Here is a 20838-nt window from a genome sequence, read left to right as displayed (position 1 = left end):
GAAGATGTCCTTAAAAAGTCAAATCGAAAAATCAAAAAACTAATACAAAGTCAACTACAGCAATGGGTAGCAGCCTTACCTAACTATATCAAGGCTTATTTGCCGATTTCAGTATGCGAAGTTTGAGATAATAAGTTATGGATTTTATGTAACCCCAAAGTTACAGTGATGAGCCATGATGATTCTATTTCACCATTTAGAGGAAAAACTTTCAAGCCATCTTTATGATAGATGCGAAACAAATAAGGTTCTCATTATCACCCTAATGAAGAGGGAGGGAGCTTCCGCTAGACAGTACGGATTATGTAAAAGTTTCATCCACTTATCCTTTTTTATTCCCTTCTCTCGTCTGTTCAAAATGATGATGTCCATGATGGTGATCGTGCCCATGTCTCATCAAATATCCCCTCCTTAATCATGGGTGCTTCTCTGTATTTTCTTTACCCTTCAACCAATGTTGATTGTACATATTGATAAAGAAGTGCTTCCGTATGGCGAATGGATGATTCATGTGTTCGTTCGAATGCGTGAGAAGCATCAATACCTGGACCGATTAAACCGTGCTTCACATCAGCACCTGCTCGGATTGCAGCGGATGCATCAGAGCCATAGTATGGATAAATGTCAACTTTATAGTCAATATTATTGTCTTTAGCAAGCTGAATGAGATGCTTGCGCAGTCCATAATGGTACGGCCCGCTTGAGTCTTTCGCACAAATGGAAACGGTATATTCATCAGAAGACTGACCATCTCCAATCGCACCCATATCCACCGCCAAATATTCCACGGTTTCCTCTGGGATATTAGAATTCCCACCGTAGCCAATTTCTTCATTATTTGAAATTAAAAAATGGGTCGTATACGGGAGAACAATGTTTTCTTCTTGTATACGTTTAATAAGTTGTAAAAGTATCGCAACACTTGCTTTGTCATCAAGATGACGCGATTTAATATAACCGCTCTCCGTTAGTTGAACCCGTGGGTCAAATGAAACAAAGTCACCTACTTCAATCCCTAATTCGCGCACCTCTTCTTTTGAAGATACTCGTTCGTCTAAACGAACTTCAATATTTTCTTCATTCCGTTCAAGCTTGCCCGCATCTTTATATACATGGACGCTCGTTTGATGCATTAAAATAGTCCCTGTATACGTTTTCCCTAACGAAGTTTCGATTTCGCAATATTCTCCTTCTACTGCATTCCAGCGAAAACCACCGATCATGGACAGTTTTAGCCGTCCATTTCCTTTAATTTCTTTCACCATTGCACCAAGCGTATCGACATGGGCTGTTAATAAGCGATGCTTTTTTTCATCGTCTCCTTTGATTGTGATGATTAACCCGCCTTTATGATTCCGTTTCGCTTCGACATTCCAATCTTTTATGTATTGTTCAATAAATGAAATAATTTCACCTGTGTTTCCTGATGGACTTGGAATCGAAACTAGTTTTCTGATCAGTTCCATCGTTTCATATCTCTTCATTAGAATAAACTCCCTTCTCTTTTCTGTCACTCATAGTATAACAAACTTTTTCTAATCAATTGTTCCTCTTCATCTAAATAGATAAGAAAAAAGCTTGGACTAAATCCAAGCTCATAGCGCGATTTGAGATTTTAATGTTTGTCTAGCACGGTACAACCTTGTTTTTACTGTGCTTTTCGTAATATTTAGTTCTGTTTCGATTTCTTTTTCTTTTAACCCCTTATGATAACGAAGTTCGATCACTTGTCGATACTCAGGCTTTAACCGGTCAATCTGTTGTTCAATCTCTTCTTTTAATAAGTGGGTCCAGACCATATCTTCAGTGGAAGCGTCTGGATTCTCGAGATAAAAGATGATTTCTTCCATACTGCTCTTCGGGTATTTTTTCTCTTTCCGTAACAAGTCAATCGCTGTGCGCATTGTAATCGTTGCGATCCAAGCACCTAATTTTTCAACATCTTTCATTTGGTCAAGATGTTGATAAATCTTTAAAAAAGTTTCTTGCAGAACATCTTCCGCTAAATGAAAATCCTTTGTGATGGAGTGCGCAACATGAAGCACTCTATTGTAAAAAGTCGTATAAATGTGTTGATACATTTCCTCTCCTGTTTGTTCAAGTTTCATCCTTTATTCCCTCAATCAGCTAATTTTTCTTTTACAAATTGTGGTACATATTTTTCAGAAAAACTTTTAATGTCGATGAAGTCGTCCTCTTCATAATAAAAGCCGACAATATACTCTCCATCTCCCAACCAAGTTGCATTATGAATCGCTTCTTCAATTTGCGCTTTATCCGTTATCGTTATAATAAAGTCGTATTCATCTGCACGATTAAAGTATTCTTCGTATGAGTAATCTGTTTCTTCAATGCTTTGAAGGTCTTTTTCTTTTGCAACGAAAACTTTTGAAACATCATCAGATGTCATTCTTACTTCATTTAAATGTTCTTTTTCTTTTAGCCAATGCTCAAACTGTTCATATCCTTTGTACCACGTTTCACGAACCGTTTTTCCATTACTTAACGTCAAGCGAATATTTCCCCACGGTTCACGTTGATCATTCAAAATGTCATAATCTGCATTCTGCGCTTCATCTTGTAAAATAGAAATCGCTTCTTTTATTTCTTCCGGTTTTGTAATGTAAGAATTTTTCGATTTATAGTAGTGTGACTCAATCGTTATTTTATCGACCTTTTCCGCATTCACTTGTAAAATGTCAAAGTACTTTTCTTTATATTCTTCTGATGAATAAATCACATTATATAAATCTTTTAATGCATCTTTATCTTTAATCATATATTGGCGCGAAAATTTTTTCCCATTTTTTAATTCATAAATGAAATTCACTTCGTTAAAGTGATAGCCATTTTTCGCTTGTTGTTTTTCGTCAACGATGCTTTTATGAATGTGATAAATGGCTTCAATATTTTTCCGATCTTCATATGCATTTTGATTATACTCTTCTTCTTTTGATTCAGAATCTGCCGTATATATATATGGACTAAAATAAACGCGCTCTACTTCACTTAATTCGGGCATTTTTTTCTCATATCCTGTCACATCAAAATGAAGGGCTAAAAGGACGACACTCATAATTAAGGCGTAAAACAAATAGCCTTTTATAGCTGAAAATACACGCCACGTCTTTTGCAAAATCATCTCGGCGATAAAGTAACCAATGATCGAAAACGTTGCATAGCCAAAATAGAGCCAAAACGTACGTTCACTCTGTTCTACTACACCGAAATAGATACCTCCGAGAAGCATGAAGCAAAACGTCACTCCATATTTAAAAATCGGCTTTAACTGTGGGAACGCAATCGCTTGGGACGCAGCTTCTAAATTTCGTCGTTTATAAAGCAATAAGCTCGTTATACAAAACCCAACCGTCAATATTAGATAAATCGTCACTTCTAGTACAGACAACGGCTTTTCTGAAATAAACGGTAAACGTGTGATCGGAGAATAATAAAAAATTTCTTCTACAATTAAATAGTTGGCTGGATAACCATAAAACCAATTTTTAATGTTCATAATCGCCAACATGCTAAAACCATACGGGAAAAATAACATAATATACGTTAAAATCCCTTGAACAGCGGAAATACCCGTCACCATCGCAATGAGTACACCTGCAAAAAACATGAGTGACTCCATCAGGAAAGCAGCCCCTACCCATTCAAACACTTCTTGATACGATATATACCCCTGTATATCTAGTGGAGCTAGAAGTAATAGAACAATGACAGCATTTAACAAGATCGGGATGAGTAAAAAGAATAAACCACTCATTATATGATGAAAATATAAACGCTCTCTTCGGATTGGAAAACTATGAACCATATCTGTTTGTTGCTTTACATGTAAATAACGGAATAAAAAAATCGCTAGTAAAACAGGTATGACATAAAATAAAATCATTTGTAATGGCATGTTCACATCAAATAAATCAGTTATATGATTCGTAAAATAACGATCATATTGACGCTGTTCGTTTGAGAAAATTAGTAGCAATTGAACAGGAATCGTAAAAAATAGGCCAATGGAGAAGAATAAGCTAATCCAGCCAACACTTCTAAAATCTTGTATAATAATCTCTTTATTAAACCAAGATGTTTTTGATGGCATAACCAACATCCCCCATTTCATAAATAAATATCTCTTCAAGCGATAGTGGTAATAAATCAAAAAGAACGGGTTTAAATGGTTGTATATGAGAAAGAATTTCTTGTTGTTCTCCTTTTACAATGACGAGCTTGACACTACCGCGCGTTTCTGAATAAAGGATACGAAACGGTTGTAAAAATTGCTCAGGGAATGAGCCTTTAAAGGCAACTTGGACTTTATGAATATCGCTTTTCAAGTCATCAAGGTCCCGTTCAAACAGCATTTTCCCTCTGTGCAATACGCCGATATAATCGCAAAAATCTTCCACTTCACGCAGATTGTGAGAAGAGACGAGCACCGTCATTTCTCTTTCTGCAACATCTTGCAAAATAAGATTTTTTACTTTTCTTCTCATAACCGGATCCAGTCCATCAAATGGTTCGTCTAAAATGAGTACATCTGGCATTGTTGAAAGTGCAAGCCAAAAGGCTACTTGTCGCTGCATCCCTTTTGAAAACCTTTGTACTTTTTTCTTTACATCTAATTCAAATACTTCATGTAATGCTTGAAATCGCTCTTCATTCCACGTTGAATACATACTACGGTAATAATTAGCCATTTGACTGACCGTATATTGTGAGAAAAAGGTCGGAATATCCGTTAAAAAAATGACACGGTTTTTTAATCTTTCATTTTCGAAAATCTTCTTGCCGTCAATATGAACCGTTCCGTTATCTTCTTCGTATAAACCCGCTAAAATTTTTAATAGCGTCGTCTTCCCAGCTCCATTCGTACCTAATAATCCATAAACCGAACCCTTTTTGACTTTTAAATTCACATTTTGAAGTGCTTCCACTCCTTCGAACCGTTTCGAAACACTTTTTACGTCAATCACCTTCATCGCCCCCTCCACATTCTTGAATCAATGTATAAAGCTCTTCTTTCGTCACACCTAAAAACAGAGCTTCTTTGATTTTTTTCTTTAATAGCGCTTTAACGTTTTCTATTTCTTCTTCATTCACTTTTTCCGACAATGGTTGAACGAAGTTACCTTTTCCTTTAATCGAGTAAACAAAGCCTTGCCGCTCTAATTCTCGATACGCTTTTTGAATCGTGTTCGGATTAATCGTTAGCTGTTGGGCAAGGGCTCGAACAGACGGAATCTTTTCATCCGGACCTAACACTTCACTAATAATGAGCTCTTTAAACCGGTCGACAAGTTGCTCATAAATTGGCTTCCGACTGCGAAAATCTAAATCAAACATCTTCACACCCCTTCCCCGTAATAAGTGTACTATTATAATTAATACACTTTTATTATAACCGGTTCTTTTCTAGAAGGGAAGAAGCTAAAAAAAATTTTTTAAGAAAAAACGACCTTCCTGGCAATGCAGGTAGGCCGTTTCGTTTCAATTGCTAATCTAATATTGTACATGTTCCAATTCCACGCTCGTATCCATTGGACGAGAAACGGGATCACACCCATTGATTTCGATCTCTTCTGAATTCGGATAACGATAAATAATGGTTCCCTTTTTAAACTTCTTTTGACCTTGAAATTCTAGCATTGCTGGCGTATGGAAATTGGCTTCCTCATTTACTTTTGGCTCATCCTCCCCTTCATAGTAAACGAGGATATCTCCTGTAACGAACAAGTTTTTCCTTAAAGAAAACAACTCTTGTTGATTTTTAGGTACATTTAATAAAATTAGATCTCCTAAAACAACAATTTGATTATTATTCAGCGTAGAAGCCCCAGCTTTTTGATTAATGATCAAATCTCCTCCAACTATTAACTGACCACTGCCATTATGAAGATCCATCCCGCCATTTGCGTATAATGAACCACCTGTTACAATCGACCCATTTTTCATCGTAAGTCGATTTTGCACATACATATTTTTGCCCACTTTAATATCTCCCTCAACATCCACAACACTTTTAAAAATACCGTTCCCACAGGCTTTCATCGAAGATTTGTTTCGAGCATCATATAGTCCTTTTACAAAAACATCTCCCTTAACGTTTACATTTGCATTACTGTATAACCATATATTATTGAAATAACTAAAGCCTTCCACATCAACATTTGCATTATAAATTGTAATGAAAATGGTGACATAAAAATATTTGCTTTCGATATCACTATACCTAAACCGCGCACCCGATTTCAGCATTAAATAATCGTCAACAGAAACGGTTGAGCTAGCACTATACATCATATTTTGCACATATACAGATGTTGTTTCGTAGTGTGAATCACCTAAATTAAAGACACTCAAATATTTTGAAGGCCCATCGATCGAAAAGGTTGATTGCATGATATGCATACTATTTTTCGCATACATTCCTTTTGATGATAATTCATCATGTGAAAATGATCCTCCATTATTAAAGACACTGAAGCCATTAATGGAATAGATGGTATCCGATGATTCCAACTCATTTTCGTTATAAAAATGGTTCACATCAATAGTACTTTTGCTAATTTTCTCTCCGTTATTCAAGATGAGATTTTCATTCCTTCTAAAGACTTTATTGTTCCATTCTATATGTCTATTGACAATCGTCCCCGATTGCGGCTTCTCCGGATAAGACACCTGATCCGTAATCCAGTCGTATTTAGATTCATCAAGCCAATAATTTGCCGCTTCATTTAGCCAGTCATTGTTTTTATTGTTTGATGCATGAATGGAAAATGTCGCAGTTAACGTTTTTTTATGCCGTCCATCATCTCCTGTAACCTTAATGTCCAAAATAGCCTCATTATGTACGTGATTGATTTTCATTGAGACGGAATCAAGAGATATTTTTCTTTCCTGATGATGTTCATCCACTTGATAACGGTTTACATCATCTTGAATAGTTGTCAGCATGAACTGGATATAGTCTTTCAAGTTTCCATGAGGCGGATTTTCTGTCAGGTACGATTCGATTCGTTCTTTCACATACGACACGCCAAACTCAGCTAAATGAGTGGCGCGATAGTTCGATTCCGTTTGTTCCCGCTGTTTAGCGGTTGTAAGCGACTGGGCGATTAATATAGTACCGAGCGTTAGCAAAATTGTAATCGATAGTAACACGATAATTAGTGTGGAGCCTTTTTCGCTATTCATTTTCATCGCCCCCTTTTGCTTCTGTCATACGCGAGATTTTCGTTTGAATGGTTAGGGTATCACTTCTTTTGCCAGTACCGTTATAATCAAGATGTAACGTAACATCGATCGTTTTATTGTCCCGATTTCTCATATCAACGGTTTTCATTTTCCCATTATTAGACGACGTTATCGTCAACTTCGCTTCGTATGGAGCGGGATCTACTTCTAGCAGATGCGTTTCTTCATTTCGTATATAAAAAATGTTTAGCTCTCCGTTCATCCCATCTTCTATCCAATACATGTCGCTCGTCTGGTGAATGTTTGTTAACGCAGATAAAATATAATTCGCTTCTCTCCTCGCATCTTCTTGTGCTTGTCTCGATTGAACCGTTTCAACCACGTTATTTAATACTTGATAAAATATCGTCACGAATATCATAAAAATCGCTAGTGTTGCTAACAGTTCGACGAGCGTGATTCCGTTTTCGTTCAATCGATTTTGCTTCTTCATGATGTCACCTCGATCAAGCCGTACGTATCCGTCACAATCTCTCCTTTTTTATTGACGATATAGATCGTAATTTTGTATGCTCCTAGATTCATAGATTCCCCATTTTGTTTATCCGTTACTACTTCAACGAAAAGCTTAAGGCGCAATTTTTCATTTGCGAGAAACGTCCCATCTTCGGTTACATACGAGATGTGAGGGGTATCACCTTTGTTAAACGTTTCGTATTCCGCTGTTTTGAACGGGATAACGGAATGGTTTTCTCGCACTTCTTCCAGTACGAGACGAGCTAAGTTTACGGCAGAAATGGCCTCTTCATTTTTTTTCGTAAAAAGTGCGGACTGCGTAAAAAATGTAGCAAATACTGACAACACAATGAACAGAATCGTTATGGAAGCAACAAGTTCTACCAGCGTCACTCCACTTTCATCAAATTTCCAATTAATCATCCTTTTTCCCCAATCATCAAAATGATTCTTTTTAACTATTTTGTCATATTTCCTCTATTTTATCACGTTCTATTTTATTATAGAATGATAGGAAAGCGCATCTATCGATGGATACTTTTACGAAATTTTACAAAAATACATATTGAAAGGTAGAAAAATGAAAAAGGTAATAATTATGTCGCTTGCAACACTCCTCCTTTTGTCAGGATGTTCTTACCTACCCACCTTTTTAGGCTGGAAGGAAACGTATGATAACGATACATATGTAGGTAACGAAAACATTAGTGGAAAAACGAAAGAAGAGACAACGAAACTGATTAAGTCAATGATTCAAGAGTGGAAAAAACAAACAACGATCACCCTTTTAGATCATGAAACGAACATTACCATTCCAAAAGAGTCATTTTCCTTCCAAGTCGAAAAGACCGTTGAATCGATTCAACACCATGAGGAAAATGAAATGGTCGTTACGATAAATATGAACCAAGTCAAATCTTTGCTGGAAGAACAGCTAGACGGTTCCGTTTATTCATCCATAAACTTCGCTCAATTGCAAAGAGATTTAGAGCATTTTGCACAAGCATTCGTTGAAGATGACATATATCTTCAACTTGGTGATTATTTCCCTGAACAACCATTTGAAACGGTGTCGAATACTAGTTTACCCATCCCGGTTGAGTATGCCGACTTTGTCGAACAATGGGTGGAGCAACATAAAAATGTTCAAGTGATGAGCCAAACGCCGTTTTCAATGAACGCGCTTATAGAAGATAGCGATGTAGATGGAACAGACAGCGAATGGAGCTTTCTGGCTACAGCTATTTACAAAGTGATTTTACCAACGAATTTTGACATTTTAAAACGAACGCCAAATCGTTCACTTCCAAGCTATACGACATTAGGTCAAGATGTCAAAGTATCACCTGATCGAATGGATTTCGTCTTTCAAAACCGAAATGATCACGATTATACGATTGCCTTTTCTAGCAAAGAAAATCGCTTGTATGTAGATTTAATCGGACAACCTTTCCCCTACACGTATGAAATTGAAGTGGAAAATGTTGTGTATTATGAAACAGAACCGATTGTGACATATACAGCAGAAATGGAAAAGGGGATTTACTATACAGAGAAGAAAGGAGTAGCCGCTGTCTCTGCTGACATCTACCGAAAAGTGTTTGCAAAAAGCGGAACTTTTGTCAAAAAAGAAATCGTTGCGTCACAATTTTACCCTGGTATTTCGGGTAGAGAAGTCCACGGTACAAAAAAACTGCAAGATACTACTGTTTTAACACCTGATGAAAATAGTGAGATTGGGATTATCATTTCGAAAGAAGAACTAAAGTCGTTATTGGAAGCTGGTAACAAGGAAGAGCCGGAAGAGAACCTAAATTCGCCCAACGAACCGGAGGTAGACGAACAATGAATCGACAAAAACCAAAGCGTTTAGGGGATTTGTTAGTAAATAGCGGGATGATTACCGAGGAACAACTGCAACAAGCGTTAGCCGAAAAGGAACCCGGACAAAAACTCGGAGACGTTTTGTTACAAAAAGGGTATATTACAGAACTTCAGCTCGTGGAAGTATTAGAATTCCAATTAGGAATTCCACACGTTAGCTTGTATAACTACCCTTTTGACATATCGCTTACGAAGCTTATCACGAAAGATTTTGCCAAACGAAATTCTGTCATCCCCCTTAAAAAAGAAGGCGGAAAACTATTTGTCGCGATGGTCGACCCGATGGACTATTTCGTCATTAACGATTTACGTCTGACAACTGGCTTTACTATTGAACCAGTGATTGCAACAAAGGATGATATCATCAGAAGTTTAAACAAGCTTTATGATATCGAAGAATTTGATGAAGAATGGATGGAAGATCACATGATCGCAAACACGGCGGTCGAGAATATAGAAGATGGAGATTCACCGATTGTCAAGCTTGTCAATCAGCTGATTCAGCAAGCCATTGTACAAAACGCAAGCGACATTCATCTCGATCCGCAAGAACAAAAAATCGTCGTTCGCTTTCGCGTTGACGGAACGTTACGCACCGAACGGTTACTACCAAAGCAAATTCAAGCCCATTTAATAACACGGGTGAAAATTATGGCGAACTTAAATATTACCGAGCAACGGTTACCACAAGACGGGCGTATTAAAGTGGACCTTGATTTTCGTAAAGTAGATTTGCGGATTAGTACATTGCCGACGATTTTTGGCGAGAAAATCGTTATTCGGATACTAGATTTCGGTTCAACCATCAATGATATTGAGCAACTTGGCTTTTCGAACGAAAACTTAGCCCGTTTTATGCAAATGCTCAAAAAGCCACATGGTATTATTTTAATTACCGGCCCAACTGGGAGTGGAAAAACGTCAACGATGTATTCAGCGCTCAACATTTTAAATGATGAAAAACATAATATTATTACGATTGAAGATCCAGTCGAATACCAAATTGACGGCATTAACCAAATCCAAATTAATCCAAAAATCGGCTTAACATTTGCAACCGGGTTACGTGCGATTTTGCGCCAAGACCCGAATATCATTATGATCGGTGAGATCCGCGACTTAGAAACGGCAGAAATGGCGATTCGTGCGGCGATGACCGGTCACTTAGTCTTTTCTACCCTCCATACGAATGACGCCATCGGCACGATTGGTCGTTTAAAAGATTTAGGTATTGAACCGTTTTTAATTGGTTCTTCCTTAAGCGGTGTTCTGTCGCAACGACTCATTCGTAAAATTTGTCGCGATTGTAAAGAAAGCGTCGAACCGAGTGAGCGTGAAAAGCAAATTTTCAGCCAACACGGGATTAACCTTCATCACGTTTACCGCGGGAAAGGCTGTCCAACTTGTCATATGACAGGTTACAAAGGAAGAACGGCGATTCACGAAGTTCTGGAAATGTCCGAAGAAATTCGCAACGGCATTTTAAACGTCGCACAAATGAGTGAAATTCGTGACATCGCGATCAAAAATGGATTCAATTTTCTTTTTGAAGACGGGCTCATGAAAGTCGCAGAAGGGATTACGACAACGGAAGAATTATTACGCGTTGCGTTAGAATAGAGGGATATGCATGAAACAAATGATTCATTCAATATTAACTCGGGCACACGACTTGAAAGCATCGGATGTCCATTTATCAGCGAATCGACCACCGATTTTTCGCATTCACGGAAAACTTCGCCAAAATGAGGCAATTCCGCTCACGGAGCAAGAATTAATATTATCGATGAAAGACATTATGGGAAAAGAGCTATCCCATCAATTTGAAACGCTCGGAGAAGTGGATTTCTCGTATGAGTTAGAGAATATCTCCCGCTTTCGCTTGAATGTGTATAAAAAACGAGGAGGCGTTTCCGCAGCGATTCGTTTAATTCCAAATCAAATTCCATCAATTGACGAATTATACCTTCCGCCTATTCTAAAACGTGTTGCTGAAAAGTCACAAGGCCTTGTTTTAGTAACAGGACCAACCGGAAGCGGTAAGTCAACAACGCTTGCGGCGATGATCGATTTTATTAACCGTACCGAAGCAAAGCATATTATTACATTAGAAGATCCGATTGAATATGTGCACGAAAATATTCAATGTATTATTGATCAACGTGAAATTGGAACAGATACAAGGAAATTTTCAACTGGGCTACGCGCGGCTTTACGACAAGACCCGGATGTCATTTTAGTCGGTGAGCTCCGTGATTTAGAAACAATTGTCACCGCCATTTCCGCAGCGGAGACCGGACATTTAGTATTCGGCACTTTACACACGATGAGTGCGCCAGCAACAATTGAGCGGATTGTCGACGTATTTCCAGCTAATCAACAAGAACAAATTCGCTATCAACTTGCCACCGTACTCGTTTCTATTATTTCACAGCGCCTCTTCCCTTTACAAAATGGAAGAGGTCGTATTGCCGCATTGGAAATCTTAATGAACAACCATAGTGTGAGCAATTTGATTCGAAACCAAAAGCTCCATCAGCTTCGGAATGTCATCCAAACATCACGTGAACAAGGGATGCAAACGATGCAAATGCATGTGAAACAATTAATGAAGGAGCAACTCGTATCTTACGAAGCGATTCGTCGTGTATTAGAGGAGAATGGCCATGCCACAATTTAAATACGAAGCGCGCGATCGAAAAGGAAAAATTCATCAAGGGGTAATGGAAGCAACCTCGAAACAAATATTAACTCAAAAATTAAAAGAAAATGGACTCCGTCTCCTACGTGCAGAACATAAAACCAAATCGATATGGACAAAAGACATTTATATTGGCAATCCCGTCAAACCGATTGACTTTATTGTTTTTTTACGCCAATTTGCCACATTAATTCGCTCTGGTGTATCCATTGTAGAAGGAACGAACATTTTAAGCTCTCAAACCGAAAGCAAAGTGTTAAAAAAAACACTCGCGCAAATTGAAGTCGAATTACGCGAAGGTTCTTCGCTATCAGCGGCTTGCAGTCATCATCCACATATTTTTTCTCCCCTTTTTATTAATATGCTCTTAGCAGGAGAAGCAAGTGGAACGATGGATACAACGCTTGAACGCTTAGCCGATTATTATGACAAACAATATCGGACGAAAAAAAAGCTACAGTCAGCACTTACATATCCAACGGTAATCGGGATCATTACTCTTCTCATCGTCTCGTTTTTACTCGTTTATGTTATCCCGACCTTTGAGGAGCTATTTTCACAGTTTGATAGTGAATTACCGCTCATTACAAAAACGATTATTTCAATCAGCGATTGGATTTTAACCCACCTATGGCTTGTGTTTTTCATTGCCATTACTATTTTTATACTATTGTCACTATTTTTTTACAAAAAAACAACAAGAATCTACATTGATTATGTTATAATCAAAATGCCATTGATAGGTAAATTGTATCAAAAAGCGCTAATCGCACGTTTTTCTAGGACTTTTGCCTCATTACTTGAAAATTCTGTGCCAATTTTAGATTCTCTCGTATTAACAGAGAGAATCGTCGGAAATGAAATCATCTCTTCGGTTTTACGCCAAGCAAGAGCATCACTTGAAACAGGGGATTCGTTGGCCGATCCGATGAAAAATCATTGGATTATCCCTCCTTTAGTCGTGCAAATGATCACAATTGGGGAAAAAACTGGGTCGCTTGACTATATGCTTCATAAAGTAGCTGACTTTTATGAAGCGGAGGTCGAAACAGCGACCGAACAGTTTAAAGCGTTAATTGAACCGGTGATGATTCTTTTGTTAGCTGTAATCGTTGGCACAATTGTCCTCGCAATTGTCGTTCCAATGTTTACGATATTTAATACGATACAATAAGAAGTAGGAGGAGAAACAAATGGTAAAAAAGTACTTTAACAACGAGCGAGGTTTAACACTCGTCGAATTACTCGCAGTTATTGTCATCTTAGGGATTATCGCAGCAGTAGCCGTTCCATCCATCGGGAACATTATTCAAAAATCAAAGGAAGATGGGGTAAAAGCCGATGCAATCGCCGTCTTAAATGCAGCGAAACTTTACGTGATTGAACAAAATGTGAAGTCAAAGGATGATACGTCTTCCATTTCGTTAACTAAAGATGCATTAATTGAGGGTGGCTATTTAGAAGAAGCTGGAACAGAATGGTCAACAGAGCCAACGGTAACCTATAATGCTAAAAACGAACTAACCATTAGTGGTGCAGCTGAAGCGGGCAAAGTGACGTTAACTTTCTCGAATGCAACATTGAAGGACATTAATAAAGACACTAGTGGTGACGAAGCAACAACGATTGGGACTGGAAAGTAGTAAGTAATTGTAAAAAAGCGTGGTGCAATTGCCACGCTTTTTTACAAATGTTTGTTTTGTTATTTTGTTTTACATATGAAGGAGTTAGAAAAGATGCTTTTCATTTATCTCTATTTATTTATCGTTGGCATTACGTTCGGTTCATTTTTTAATGTCGTTGGGCTCCGCGTGCCAAAGAAAATGTCGATCGTCACCCCTCGCTCTGCCTGTTCACAGTGTGAAACGACATTGTCATGGTATGAACTCATTCCGATTTTTTCATTTGTATTTCAAAAAGGAAAATGCCGACATTGTGGAGCGAAGCTTTCTGTCATTTATCCGATCGTGGAAGCTCTCACCGGCTTGTTGTTTATCTTTTCTCTTTATAAAATAGGATGGGAAGCGGAGCTACTCGTTAGCTTAACGCTCGTATCTCTTTTATTAATCATTTCGGTGAGCGATTTATCGTATATGCTCATCCCAAATAGCATCTTACTATTCTTTTTTCTTTTATTGTCATTTGAGCGTTTATTCATCCCTCTTTCTCCTTGGTATGATTCCCTGTTAGGGGCTTTCTTAGGGTTCATTCTTTTATATGTCATCGCCGTCCTTAGTAAAGGCGGGATGGGGGGCGGAGATATAAAGTTAATGACGGTTCTTGGAGTTGCACTCGGAATGAAAGGCGTTTTACTTACGTTTTTCCTTGCAACAATTATCGGGACCATTTTTAGCATCGCAGGAATGCTTGTAAAAAAACTACACCGAAAATCAGCCATTCCGTTTGGTCCCTTTATCAGTATTGGCGGGCTGATTGCTTACTTTTTTCAAGACGAACTATTGCACTGGTACTTACAATGGTTACAATAAAGAGATAGGTGACAAATTATGAGAATTTCTTCCTTAATTTCCAAAGGGAATGTTGTAAATGTAGAAATCAAAGACGATTGTATTCGCTATGTTGAGCTTAAAAGTAAAGAGCCACTTGTCGTTTCTCATTTTGGTGAACATTATTTAGAAGAAGGTATTATTCAACATGGACGGATTGTCGATCAAGAAGCATTTTCAACTATTTTAGCAACTTGCATTCAGAAATGGCGCTTAAAAAGAAAAGCGATTCGTTTTATACTTCCTGATGCAGCGGTTGTCGTACGTACAGATGATGTTCCAGCGGATGTTCCAGATGATGAAATCATAGGTCATCTTTACTTTGAATTGGATCACTCCATTCACCTTCCATTTGATCAACCGATCATAGATGCAGCTGTTTTGAGGCAAAATGAGGAGAAGAAAAAAGTTCTGCTTGTAGCAGCACCGAAAGAAGTGGTTCATTCATTTCAAAACGAATTAAAAGAACAGCGGACAAATCCAACTGTTGCGGATATATCACCGCTTTGCCAATATCGATTATTTCATCACTTTCAACTAACATCAGCAAATGAACATTATTTATTGATTCAAATGAATATGAAAACGATCACGGTTAGTATTTTTGATGAAGATCGTCCTTCTTTCATGCAGCAATTTCCCATCCCTTATATGGAGGAAGCTTGGAAAGCAAAAATTGTAGAAAATGGCTCTTTACTTGACTTAACTGAATGTAAGGAAGTGCTCGTGTTATCTGCTATTGAAGACATCTTTATCGAAATCGAGCGCATTCTTAGGTTTTATCAATTTTCCATACATAATGGCACACAAGAAATTACGAAACTACTCCTTTCTGGAGACCACCCGTTTTTTTATAAAATTAAAGACACGATGAAAAATCGTTTCACGATGCCGATTGTCACAATCTCTGAAGAGTTTATTCAAACGAGTCAAAAAGATACAATACAACCGAAATGGTTTAGTGCTCTAGGCTTAGCAGTTAGAGAGGGAAACTAATGTTAATCGAAATTAATTTACTCCAAAAAAAAGAACCGAAAAAGCCATCATTTCTCTTTTTCATTGTAATCCTTATCCTTTTTGTTGCCAGTATTGGTATAACCTTTTATTATCAATATGTCCATTTACAAAAAGAAGTCGTGCAAATTCAAAATCAAGTGGTAACACTTGAAGCTGAGCGTATAGAGCTTGAAAAAAAGAGAAAAACTGTTTCTACTTCTAATGAGGAAAGCATTCGACAATTGGAATCTTTCGTCGAATCGGCCAAATCGTATCAGCTAAACACGATTGATTTATTAAATCGTCTTACTGCCCATTTACCACCATCTAGTGTTTTTGTCGAATTTCATTTAGCCGAAAATATTGTAACGGTATCGATTCAGATTGAAAAAGAAGTCGACGCTGGCTTTTATTATCGACACTTATATGATGAACCGTGGACAGATGATGTAAAACTTTTACAAGTAGAAGCTATCCGAACGGATGAAACAGACAATCACAATACACTATCTGAATACATTGCTACTTTTGAAGTGACGATTAATAAATCAGCTTTACAACAATTGAAAAAGGAGGAGTCTGAATGAACCTCCGTATTTCCAAAAAGCAACTCACTTATTTAAGTTTCATCATCATTGTCATTTGCATATTTTTCGTCATGATGCAATTTTTAATCATTCAGCCCTTAAAGGAACGTAAAGTACAAGCAGAAGAAGCGTTAATAATTGAAAAAAAGTTATTAGAGACTGTGGAGAAAGAACGATCATCGCATGTTCAGCAAGGAAAAAACTCCTTTGAGTTACAAAAACAAGTTCCTGTTGAGCCCTTATATGATCAGCTATTAGCCGAATTAGAAGAGGCAAAAACCGTATCTAATACCATTATAGAATCGTATGAAGTCGTTACAGAGGAAGATACGGATAAAACTTCAACAAATGTTGAGGAGCTTGAATTAAATTTTAAACAAGATACAGAAACGAGTAAGGAAGCGGAAGCCAAATTAACCGCTTCACTTGAGAATGCAACGATTTCTGTACTCGTCCATGCAGATAATTACGAGGAGATGACGACATTTATAAAAACTTTAGAAGCAAGTGATCGCATTGTAATCGTTGATGAATTAACATATATTGAAGAAGAAAATCAAGATTATTTCTCCTTCCAACTCACATTTTCTGCATTTTATGCCTCTGGATTAGACGACTTAAAGAATGAATCTCCACGCATTGATGTGGAGGAGCCAAGTAATAAAAAGAATCCGCTTATTAAATAAACATCCACACTTGACTTAATTGTGGATGTTTATTTTGTAATAACAACCGCTTGCCTTCCTATTTGAATCCAAGCTTCTTCAAAGGAAGCTTTGCTCACTTTTTGATTTTTCACTCCATAAGGGTTGTTTACATAAACAGAGTTGTCATCGTATCCCGTTACAACAACACTATGTACACTAAACGTAATATCAATCTTCCCCTGTGGTGTTTCCCATGTTTGAAAATTATGAACGGGTTGAAACGTATTCGTGACGATCACCCAAACCGGTAAATCCTTTCGAATCTGTTCGTAAATGACTTCTGGCTCACTCCCTGTTAAATCTTGTACTCTCTTCCCTACGTATTGCTTAGCTAATTGAAAGATCGGCTTGTGATAAACAGATAGACCAGGCCCATTTTCCATATCGCCAACAAACCCTTCATTCGGGTTTCCCTTTAGTCCATTTTTATAAGTTAATGGAACAGTTGGAACGTTTTCAGCTAATTCATTTTTCGAAACTACGATACCGTGGTATTGTAAAATCATCGCCAAGCTCGTAACTTCACATCCGTTATATAAACGTGGGGCAGCCATTTGATTGATTAACGGAACATCGAGTTGTTTACTTTTAGGAACCGGTAATACGTTCTGAATAGCACGATTCATTTTGAACTCAGTTACTATTTGATCCCAAACCCGTATTATTTCCTCCCCTTTTTGAAAAATAGCCCCGTATATTATTGTGATCGAAATAATCGTCAATAGGCTTACCAAGACAAACTTCTTCACTACATTCACCTCTAATTTTCATCCCACTCTTGACGGACACCCACGTTCTTAGGATACAAGAACTTTTAGTCATCCCATCGAATATAAACAAAATTTTGTTGGATGAAGTTTCACTTTCCTTGAAATCAATCACCGATTGTCATAGTATCACAATTGTCATTCTCTAACAATTTTTTTAATATAAGATTTTGGACAAGACCATATTTATTTATTTTTTCCTTTAGAAGAAAACGAAAATGGATGTTCATGACTCTGTCACTTTTCATTTTCGGATGAAATGGTAGAATAGATAATGAATGAAAAAAAACTTAAGGAGCGGGACTATGGAACAGACAAACAACCAAACTGGTAAGCAAAAAAACTTCACGCCACTCGTTGTGAGTCTTTCAATCGTTATAAATGCGATCATTTTAATTTTATTCTTTTCCCCTATTGGATATAGAGGAGAAGTTCATTTTGATTTAACCATTTTTCCTCGCATTAATGCGATTTTAAACAGTTTTACATTTGTATTCTTATTATCAGCCCTTTTTGCGATTAAAAAGAAAAATATTACTGTACATCGCAATTTCATTTTTGCTGCCTTTTCATCAACGGCGCTTTTCTTTATTTCTTATTTAACGTATCATTTCTTATCAACAGAGCCTACTCGTCACGGCGGTGCAGGCTTTGAGAAAATGTTTTACTTATTCATTCTAACTTCTCATAGCATTTTAGCTGCTATTATCGTACCACTTGCATTATTTGCCTTTTTCTGGGGCATGACAAGACAAGTTGAAAAGCACCGAAAAATTGTAAAATGGACAATGCCAATCTGGTTATACGTTAGTTTTACAGGGGTGCTCGTTTACTTATTAATTTCCCCATATTATTAAAACAAAAAAAACGGGCGATCGCCCGTTTTTTTTGTTTTATTGTATCTTTACACAAAATTATATTACAAAAATTATTAAAATATACAAAGACTAAAAAGAATCATCCGAAATATAATGAAACTTGCAGAAAGTCTTTTTTTCATTTGTGATCCCCCATTTTTTGATGAGAATCACCCCTTTCATCAAAAATGGCGGGACTATTCATTTTCATGGATAAAACTTTATCCGCTAATACAACACTGAAAAATCCCCATGATCATTTCCTAATTCAATAGAAAGCCTTATAGCTTGGCTTTATGACTTCATTTAAAAATCGTCCCAACAAGGGATAACAAGTTTCATCCAGTCTTCGATTGTCGCCACAGATGATCCTTCATTTAATCACGTACAACGGTTACTTGCTGTACATGTTGTTTATTAGATGTCATGGACAAGATGATAATCGCCATTAATAAAAGTGCTATGCCAACCCATGAGGTAAAGGATAGTGCTTCTCCAATAATAAAAGCGCCTAAAAGAGTGGCTGTTAACGGTTCTGCTAATGTAAGCGTAACGGCCGTTGAAGATGGTACATGAGAAAGCCCCTTTGCAAACAATAAATAAGCAAAACCTGTTGCAAATACACCGAGATATAAACTTGTCGCAAGGCCACGAAATTCAAAGAGCCATGTGAGATCTGTGAAAAATAAGAACGGCAATAAAAAGCAAGCACTCATAGAGAAAACAACAGCGACAACGACATCTGGGGTATGCGTCTCAAGTAACTCCTTACTTATGATCGTATACACAGCAAATGAAAGCCCTGCCCCAATCGAGAGAGCAATACCGAGCGGATCAATAAAAAGTGAACTTTGATTGCCAAAAAGCATAATACAACCAGACAATGCAAAGAAAGTGGCGATATACCAATTCATTTTCGGCTTTTTCTTCCTAAAGAGCCACTCTAATAGTCCAGCCAAAATAGGCGCACTGCCAATTCCAACAACTGTTCCGACTGCAATTCCCGTCAATTTTACTCCTGTAAAAAATAATGGTTGATAGCAAGCCATACTTATCGCTGCTAGGAGAGCGTATTTATACCTCCAATTTTTTACAAATAATTTCCGCTGCAAAAGAACAAATAAAAGCATCGTCGCACCACCAAAAACGAGGCGCATCGTTCCAAATGAAATAGGGTTTGTATGCTCAGGAGCGAACGCTTGCGTCGTACCCGTTGTTCCCCACAAGACCGCAGCACATAATATAAGCACAAAGGAAAGGTTTCGCTTCAACTTCCTGCTCCCCTCTAAAAAAGATGTGATAATACCATTTTAATGTATACCTACCTCTCATTTTTAACCGGATTTAAGATAAATTTTGACCTATTTTATGATTTTTCGGAAATTAACCGGCGTCATCTGTTCTTGCTTTAAAAATAATCGCGTCAGAGAGGAAGCATGTTCGAAACCAACTTCTTGACTTATTCGTGTAATCGACCAATCTGTTTCAAGGAGCAGACGTTTTGCCTCTTTTAACTTGAGCGATTGGATGTATTGAACAGGACTTTTCCCCGTTACATCTTTAAACCAAGCGGAATAATAAGCTGGATGATAGTGCTCAAGCTTCGCTAACTCTTCGACACGTATCGTTTCTTTATAATGTTTGTGAATGTAGGCAATGGAAGGATAAGACGGCTTTTCCAGCTTTTTCGCCATATATTGAACGAGATGACTTACAGCAGAGGAATTTCCTTTTTGTTCCTTTAATTCTTCAAGCAGTAAAAAAAGTAAGGAATTCCATTTGCTATCCATTTTCATAAAAATCTCTGATTGCTCATGCTCATTCTGAAAATAAATCGTAGGGATATCAACAACTAAAAATTCATTTACATTTAATGAGCGAAATAGGTGTAAACAATTAGGGGGTAAATATAAACAGTGTCCTTCGGATAAATTGACCATTCGTTTATCGGTGTTCAGCTCAAGCGAACCTTGCAACGGAAAAAGAAATTGACCGTACTCGTGATCATGTGTCGTTATTTTTTTCGAATAAGAACGTTTTTCACATACAACCTTTTCCATCATGTATCACCTATCCAAAAAGTTTCCTTTTTATGTAAGAATAACACATC

Annotated in this window: 21 protein-coding genes; 10 read left to right on the top strand and 11 right to left on the bottom strand. The window is 37.4% G+C overall.

Features of this window, described 5'->3' with window-relative positions; all coding sequences use genetic code 11:
• Positions 1-440: 440 nt before the first annotated feature.
• The 8 genes from MLD65_RS11850 to MLD65_RS11815 all read right to left on the bottom strand — a co-directional run bounded on the left by MLD65_RS11850 (position 441) and on the right by MLD65_RS11815 (position 8145).
• Positions 441-1484, bottom strand: coding sequence for a M42 family metallopeptidase (locus tag MLD65_RS11850; protein ID WP_243292079.1), 1044 nt, complete (start codon positions 1482-1484; stop codon positions 441-443).
• Positions 1485-1595: 111 nt separating this feature from the next.
• Positions 1596-2108: an RNA polymerase sigma factor gene (locus tag MLD65_RS11845; RefSeq protein ID WP_243292078.1), complete on the bottom strand. Its 513-nt coding sequence runs from the start codon at positions 2106-2108 to the stop codon at positions 1596-1598.
• An 11-nt stretch (positions 2109-2119) separates the two neighbouring features.
• Positions 2120-4111, bottom strand: coding sequence for a DUF6449 domain-containing protein (locus tag MLD65_RS11840; RefSeq protein ID WP_243292077.1), 1992 nt, complete (start codon positions 4109-4111; stop codon positions 2120-2122).
• Positions 4086-4985: an ABC transporter ATP-binding protein gene (locus MLD65_RS11835; RefSeq protein WP_243292076.1), complete on the bottom strand. Its 900-nt coding sequence runs from the start codon at positions 4983-4985 to the stop codon at positions 4086-4088. The genes MLD65_RS11840 and MLD65_RS11835 overlap by 26 nt, the downstream gene beginning before the upstream one ends.
• Positions 4978-5355, bottom strand: coding sequence for a GntR family transcriptional regulator (locus tag MLD65_RS11830; RefSeq protein ID WP_243292075.1), 378 nt, complete (start codon positions 5353-5355; stop codon positions 4978-4980). Before MLD65_RS11830 ends, MLD65_RS11835 begins: the two co-directional genes overlap by 8 nt.
• Positions 5356-5511: 156 nt before the next feature.
• On the bottom strand, positions 5512-7206 hold the full coding sequence (locus tag MLD65_RS11825; protein WP_243292074.1) for a FapA family protein: 1695 nt from the start codon (positions 7204-7206) through the stop codon (positions 5512-5514).
• A complete protein-coding gene (locus MLD65_RS11820; protein ID WP_243292073.1) occupies positions 7199-7699 on the bottom strand; it encodes a type II secretion system protein in 501 nt (166 codons plus the stop codon). Before MLD65_RS11820 ends, MLD65_RS11825 begins: the two co-directional genes overlap by 8 nt.
• The gene (locus MLD65_RS11815) at positions 7696-8145 is read right to left on the bottom strand and encodes a type IV pilus modification PilV family protein (protein WP_243292072.1); all 450 of its coding nucleotides are present in this window, start codon (positions 8143-8145) and stop codon (positions 7696-7698) included. The genes MLD65_RS11820 and MLD65_RS11815 overlap by 4 nt, the downstream gene beginning before the upstream one ends.
• A gap of 157 nt (positions 8146-8302) precedes the next feature.
• Here MLD65_RS11815 and MLD65_RS11810 point away from each other — a divergent pair, with 157 nt between their 5' ends.
• The 9 genes from MLD65_RS11810 to MLD65_RS11770 all read left to right on the top strand — a co-directional run bounded on the left by MLD65_RS11810 (position 8303) and on the right by MLD65_RS11770 (position 17083).
• Positions 8303-9571 (top strand): VanW family protein, encoded by a 1269-nt coding sequence (locus tag MLD65_RS11810; RefSeq protein WP_243292071.1) that lies wholly within the window; start codon positions 8303-8305, stop codon positions 9569-9571.
• Positions 9568-11226, top strand: coding sequence for a GspE/PulE family protein (locus tag MLD65_RS11805; RefSeq protein ID WP_243292070.1), 1659 nt, complete (start codon positions 9568-9570; stop codon positions 11224-11226). Before MLD65_RS11810 ends, MLD65_RS11805 begins: the two co-directional genes overlap by 4 nt.
• A gap of 10 nt (positions 11227-11236) precedes the next feature.
• A complete protein-coding gene (locus MLD65_RS11800) occupies positions 11237-12286 on the top strand; it encodes a type IV pilus twitching motility protein PilT (protein WP_243292069.1) in 1050 nt (349 codons plus the stop codon).
• Positions 12273-13481 (top strand): type II secretion system F family protein, encoded by a 1209-nt coding sequence (locus tag MLD65_RS11795; protein WP_243292068.1) that lies wholly within the window; start codon positions 12273-12275, stop codon positions 13479-13481. Before MLD65_RS11800 ends, MLD65_RS11795 begins: the two co-directional genes overlap by 14 nt.
• Positions 13482-13500: 19 nt before the next feature.
• On the top strand, positions 13501-13950 hold the full coding sequence (locus MLD65_RS11790) for a type IV pilin protein (RefSeq protein ID WP_243292067.1): 450 nt from the start codon (positions 13501-13503) through the stop codon (positions 13948-13950).
• 93 nt (positions 13951-14043) lie between these two features.
• Entirely contained in the window at positions 14044-14796 is a 753-nt protein-coding gene (locus MLD65_RS11785) for a prepilin peptidase (RefSeq protein ID WP_243292066.1), read from the top strand.
• An 18-nt stretch (positions 14797-14814) separates the two neighbouring features.
• A complete protein-coding gene (pilM, locus tag MLD65_RS11780; protein WP_243292065.1) occupies positions 14815-15810 on the top strand; it encodes a type IV pilus biogenesis protein PilM in 996 nt (331 codons plus the stop codon).
• Positions 15810-16397 carry a hypothetical protein gene (locus tag MLD65_RS11775; protein ID WP_243292064.1) on the top strand — a complete coding sequence of 196 codons (588 nt, stop codon included), beginning with the start codon at positions 15810-15812 and terminating at the stop codon, positions 16395-16397. Before pilM ends, MLD65_RS11775 begins: the two co-directional genes overlap by 1 nt.
• On the top strand, positions 16394-17083 hold the full coding sequence (locus MLD65_RS11770; protein WP_243292063.1) for a hypothetical protein: 690 nt from the start codon (positions 16394-16396) through the stop codon (positions 17081-17083). Before MLD65_RS11775 ends, MLD65_RS11770 begins: the two co-directional genes overlap by 4 nt.
• A 29-nt stretch (positions 17084-17112) precedes the next feature.
• On the opposite strand, the gene MLD65_RS11765 is transcribed toward MLD65_RS11770, so the two are convergent.
• A complete protein-coding gene (locus MLD65_RS11765) occupies positions 17113-17748 on the bottom strand; it encodes a C39 family peptidase (RefSeq protein WP_243292083.1) in 636 nt (211 codons plus the stop codon).
• A 428-nt stretch (positions 17749-18176) separates the two neighbouring features.
• Here MLD65_RS11765 and MLD65_RS11760 point away from each other — a divergent pair, with 428 nt between their 5' ends.
• On the top strand, positions 18177-18728 hold the full coding sequence (locus tag MLD65_RS11760; RefSeq protein ID WP_243292062.1) for a DUF420 domain-containing protein: 552 nt from the start codon (positions 18177-18179) through the stop codon (positions 18726-18728).
• Between the two features lie 377 nt (positions 18729-19105).
• Here the strand turns inward: MLD65_RS11760 and MLD65_RS11755 are convergent, their stop codons facing one another.
• Entirely contained in the window at positions 19106-19999 is an 894-nt protein-coding gene (locus tag MLD65_RS11755; RefSeq protein ID WP_243292061.1) for an EamA family transporter, read from the bottom strand.
• Between the two features lie 90 nt (positions 20000-20089).
• The gene (locus MLD65_RS11750) at positions 20090-20791 is read right to left on the bottom strand and encodes an AraC family transcriptional regulator (protein WP_243292060.1); all 702 of its coding nucleotides are present in this window, start codon (positions 20789-20791) and stop codon (positions 20090-20092) included.
• Positions 20792-20838: the final 47 nt, after the last annotated feature.

Origin of the sequence: Bacillus sp. FJAT-47783 (assembly GCF_022808615.1) — a bacterium.
GTDB lineage: Bacteria > Bacillota > Bacilli > Bacillales > Aeribacillaceae > Bacillus_BZ.
Note: the sequence above shows the minus strand (reverse complement) of the source record. Positions and strands in the feature narration are given on the sequence as shown.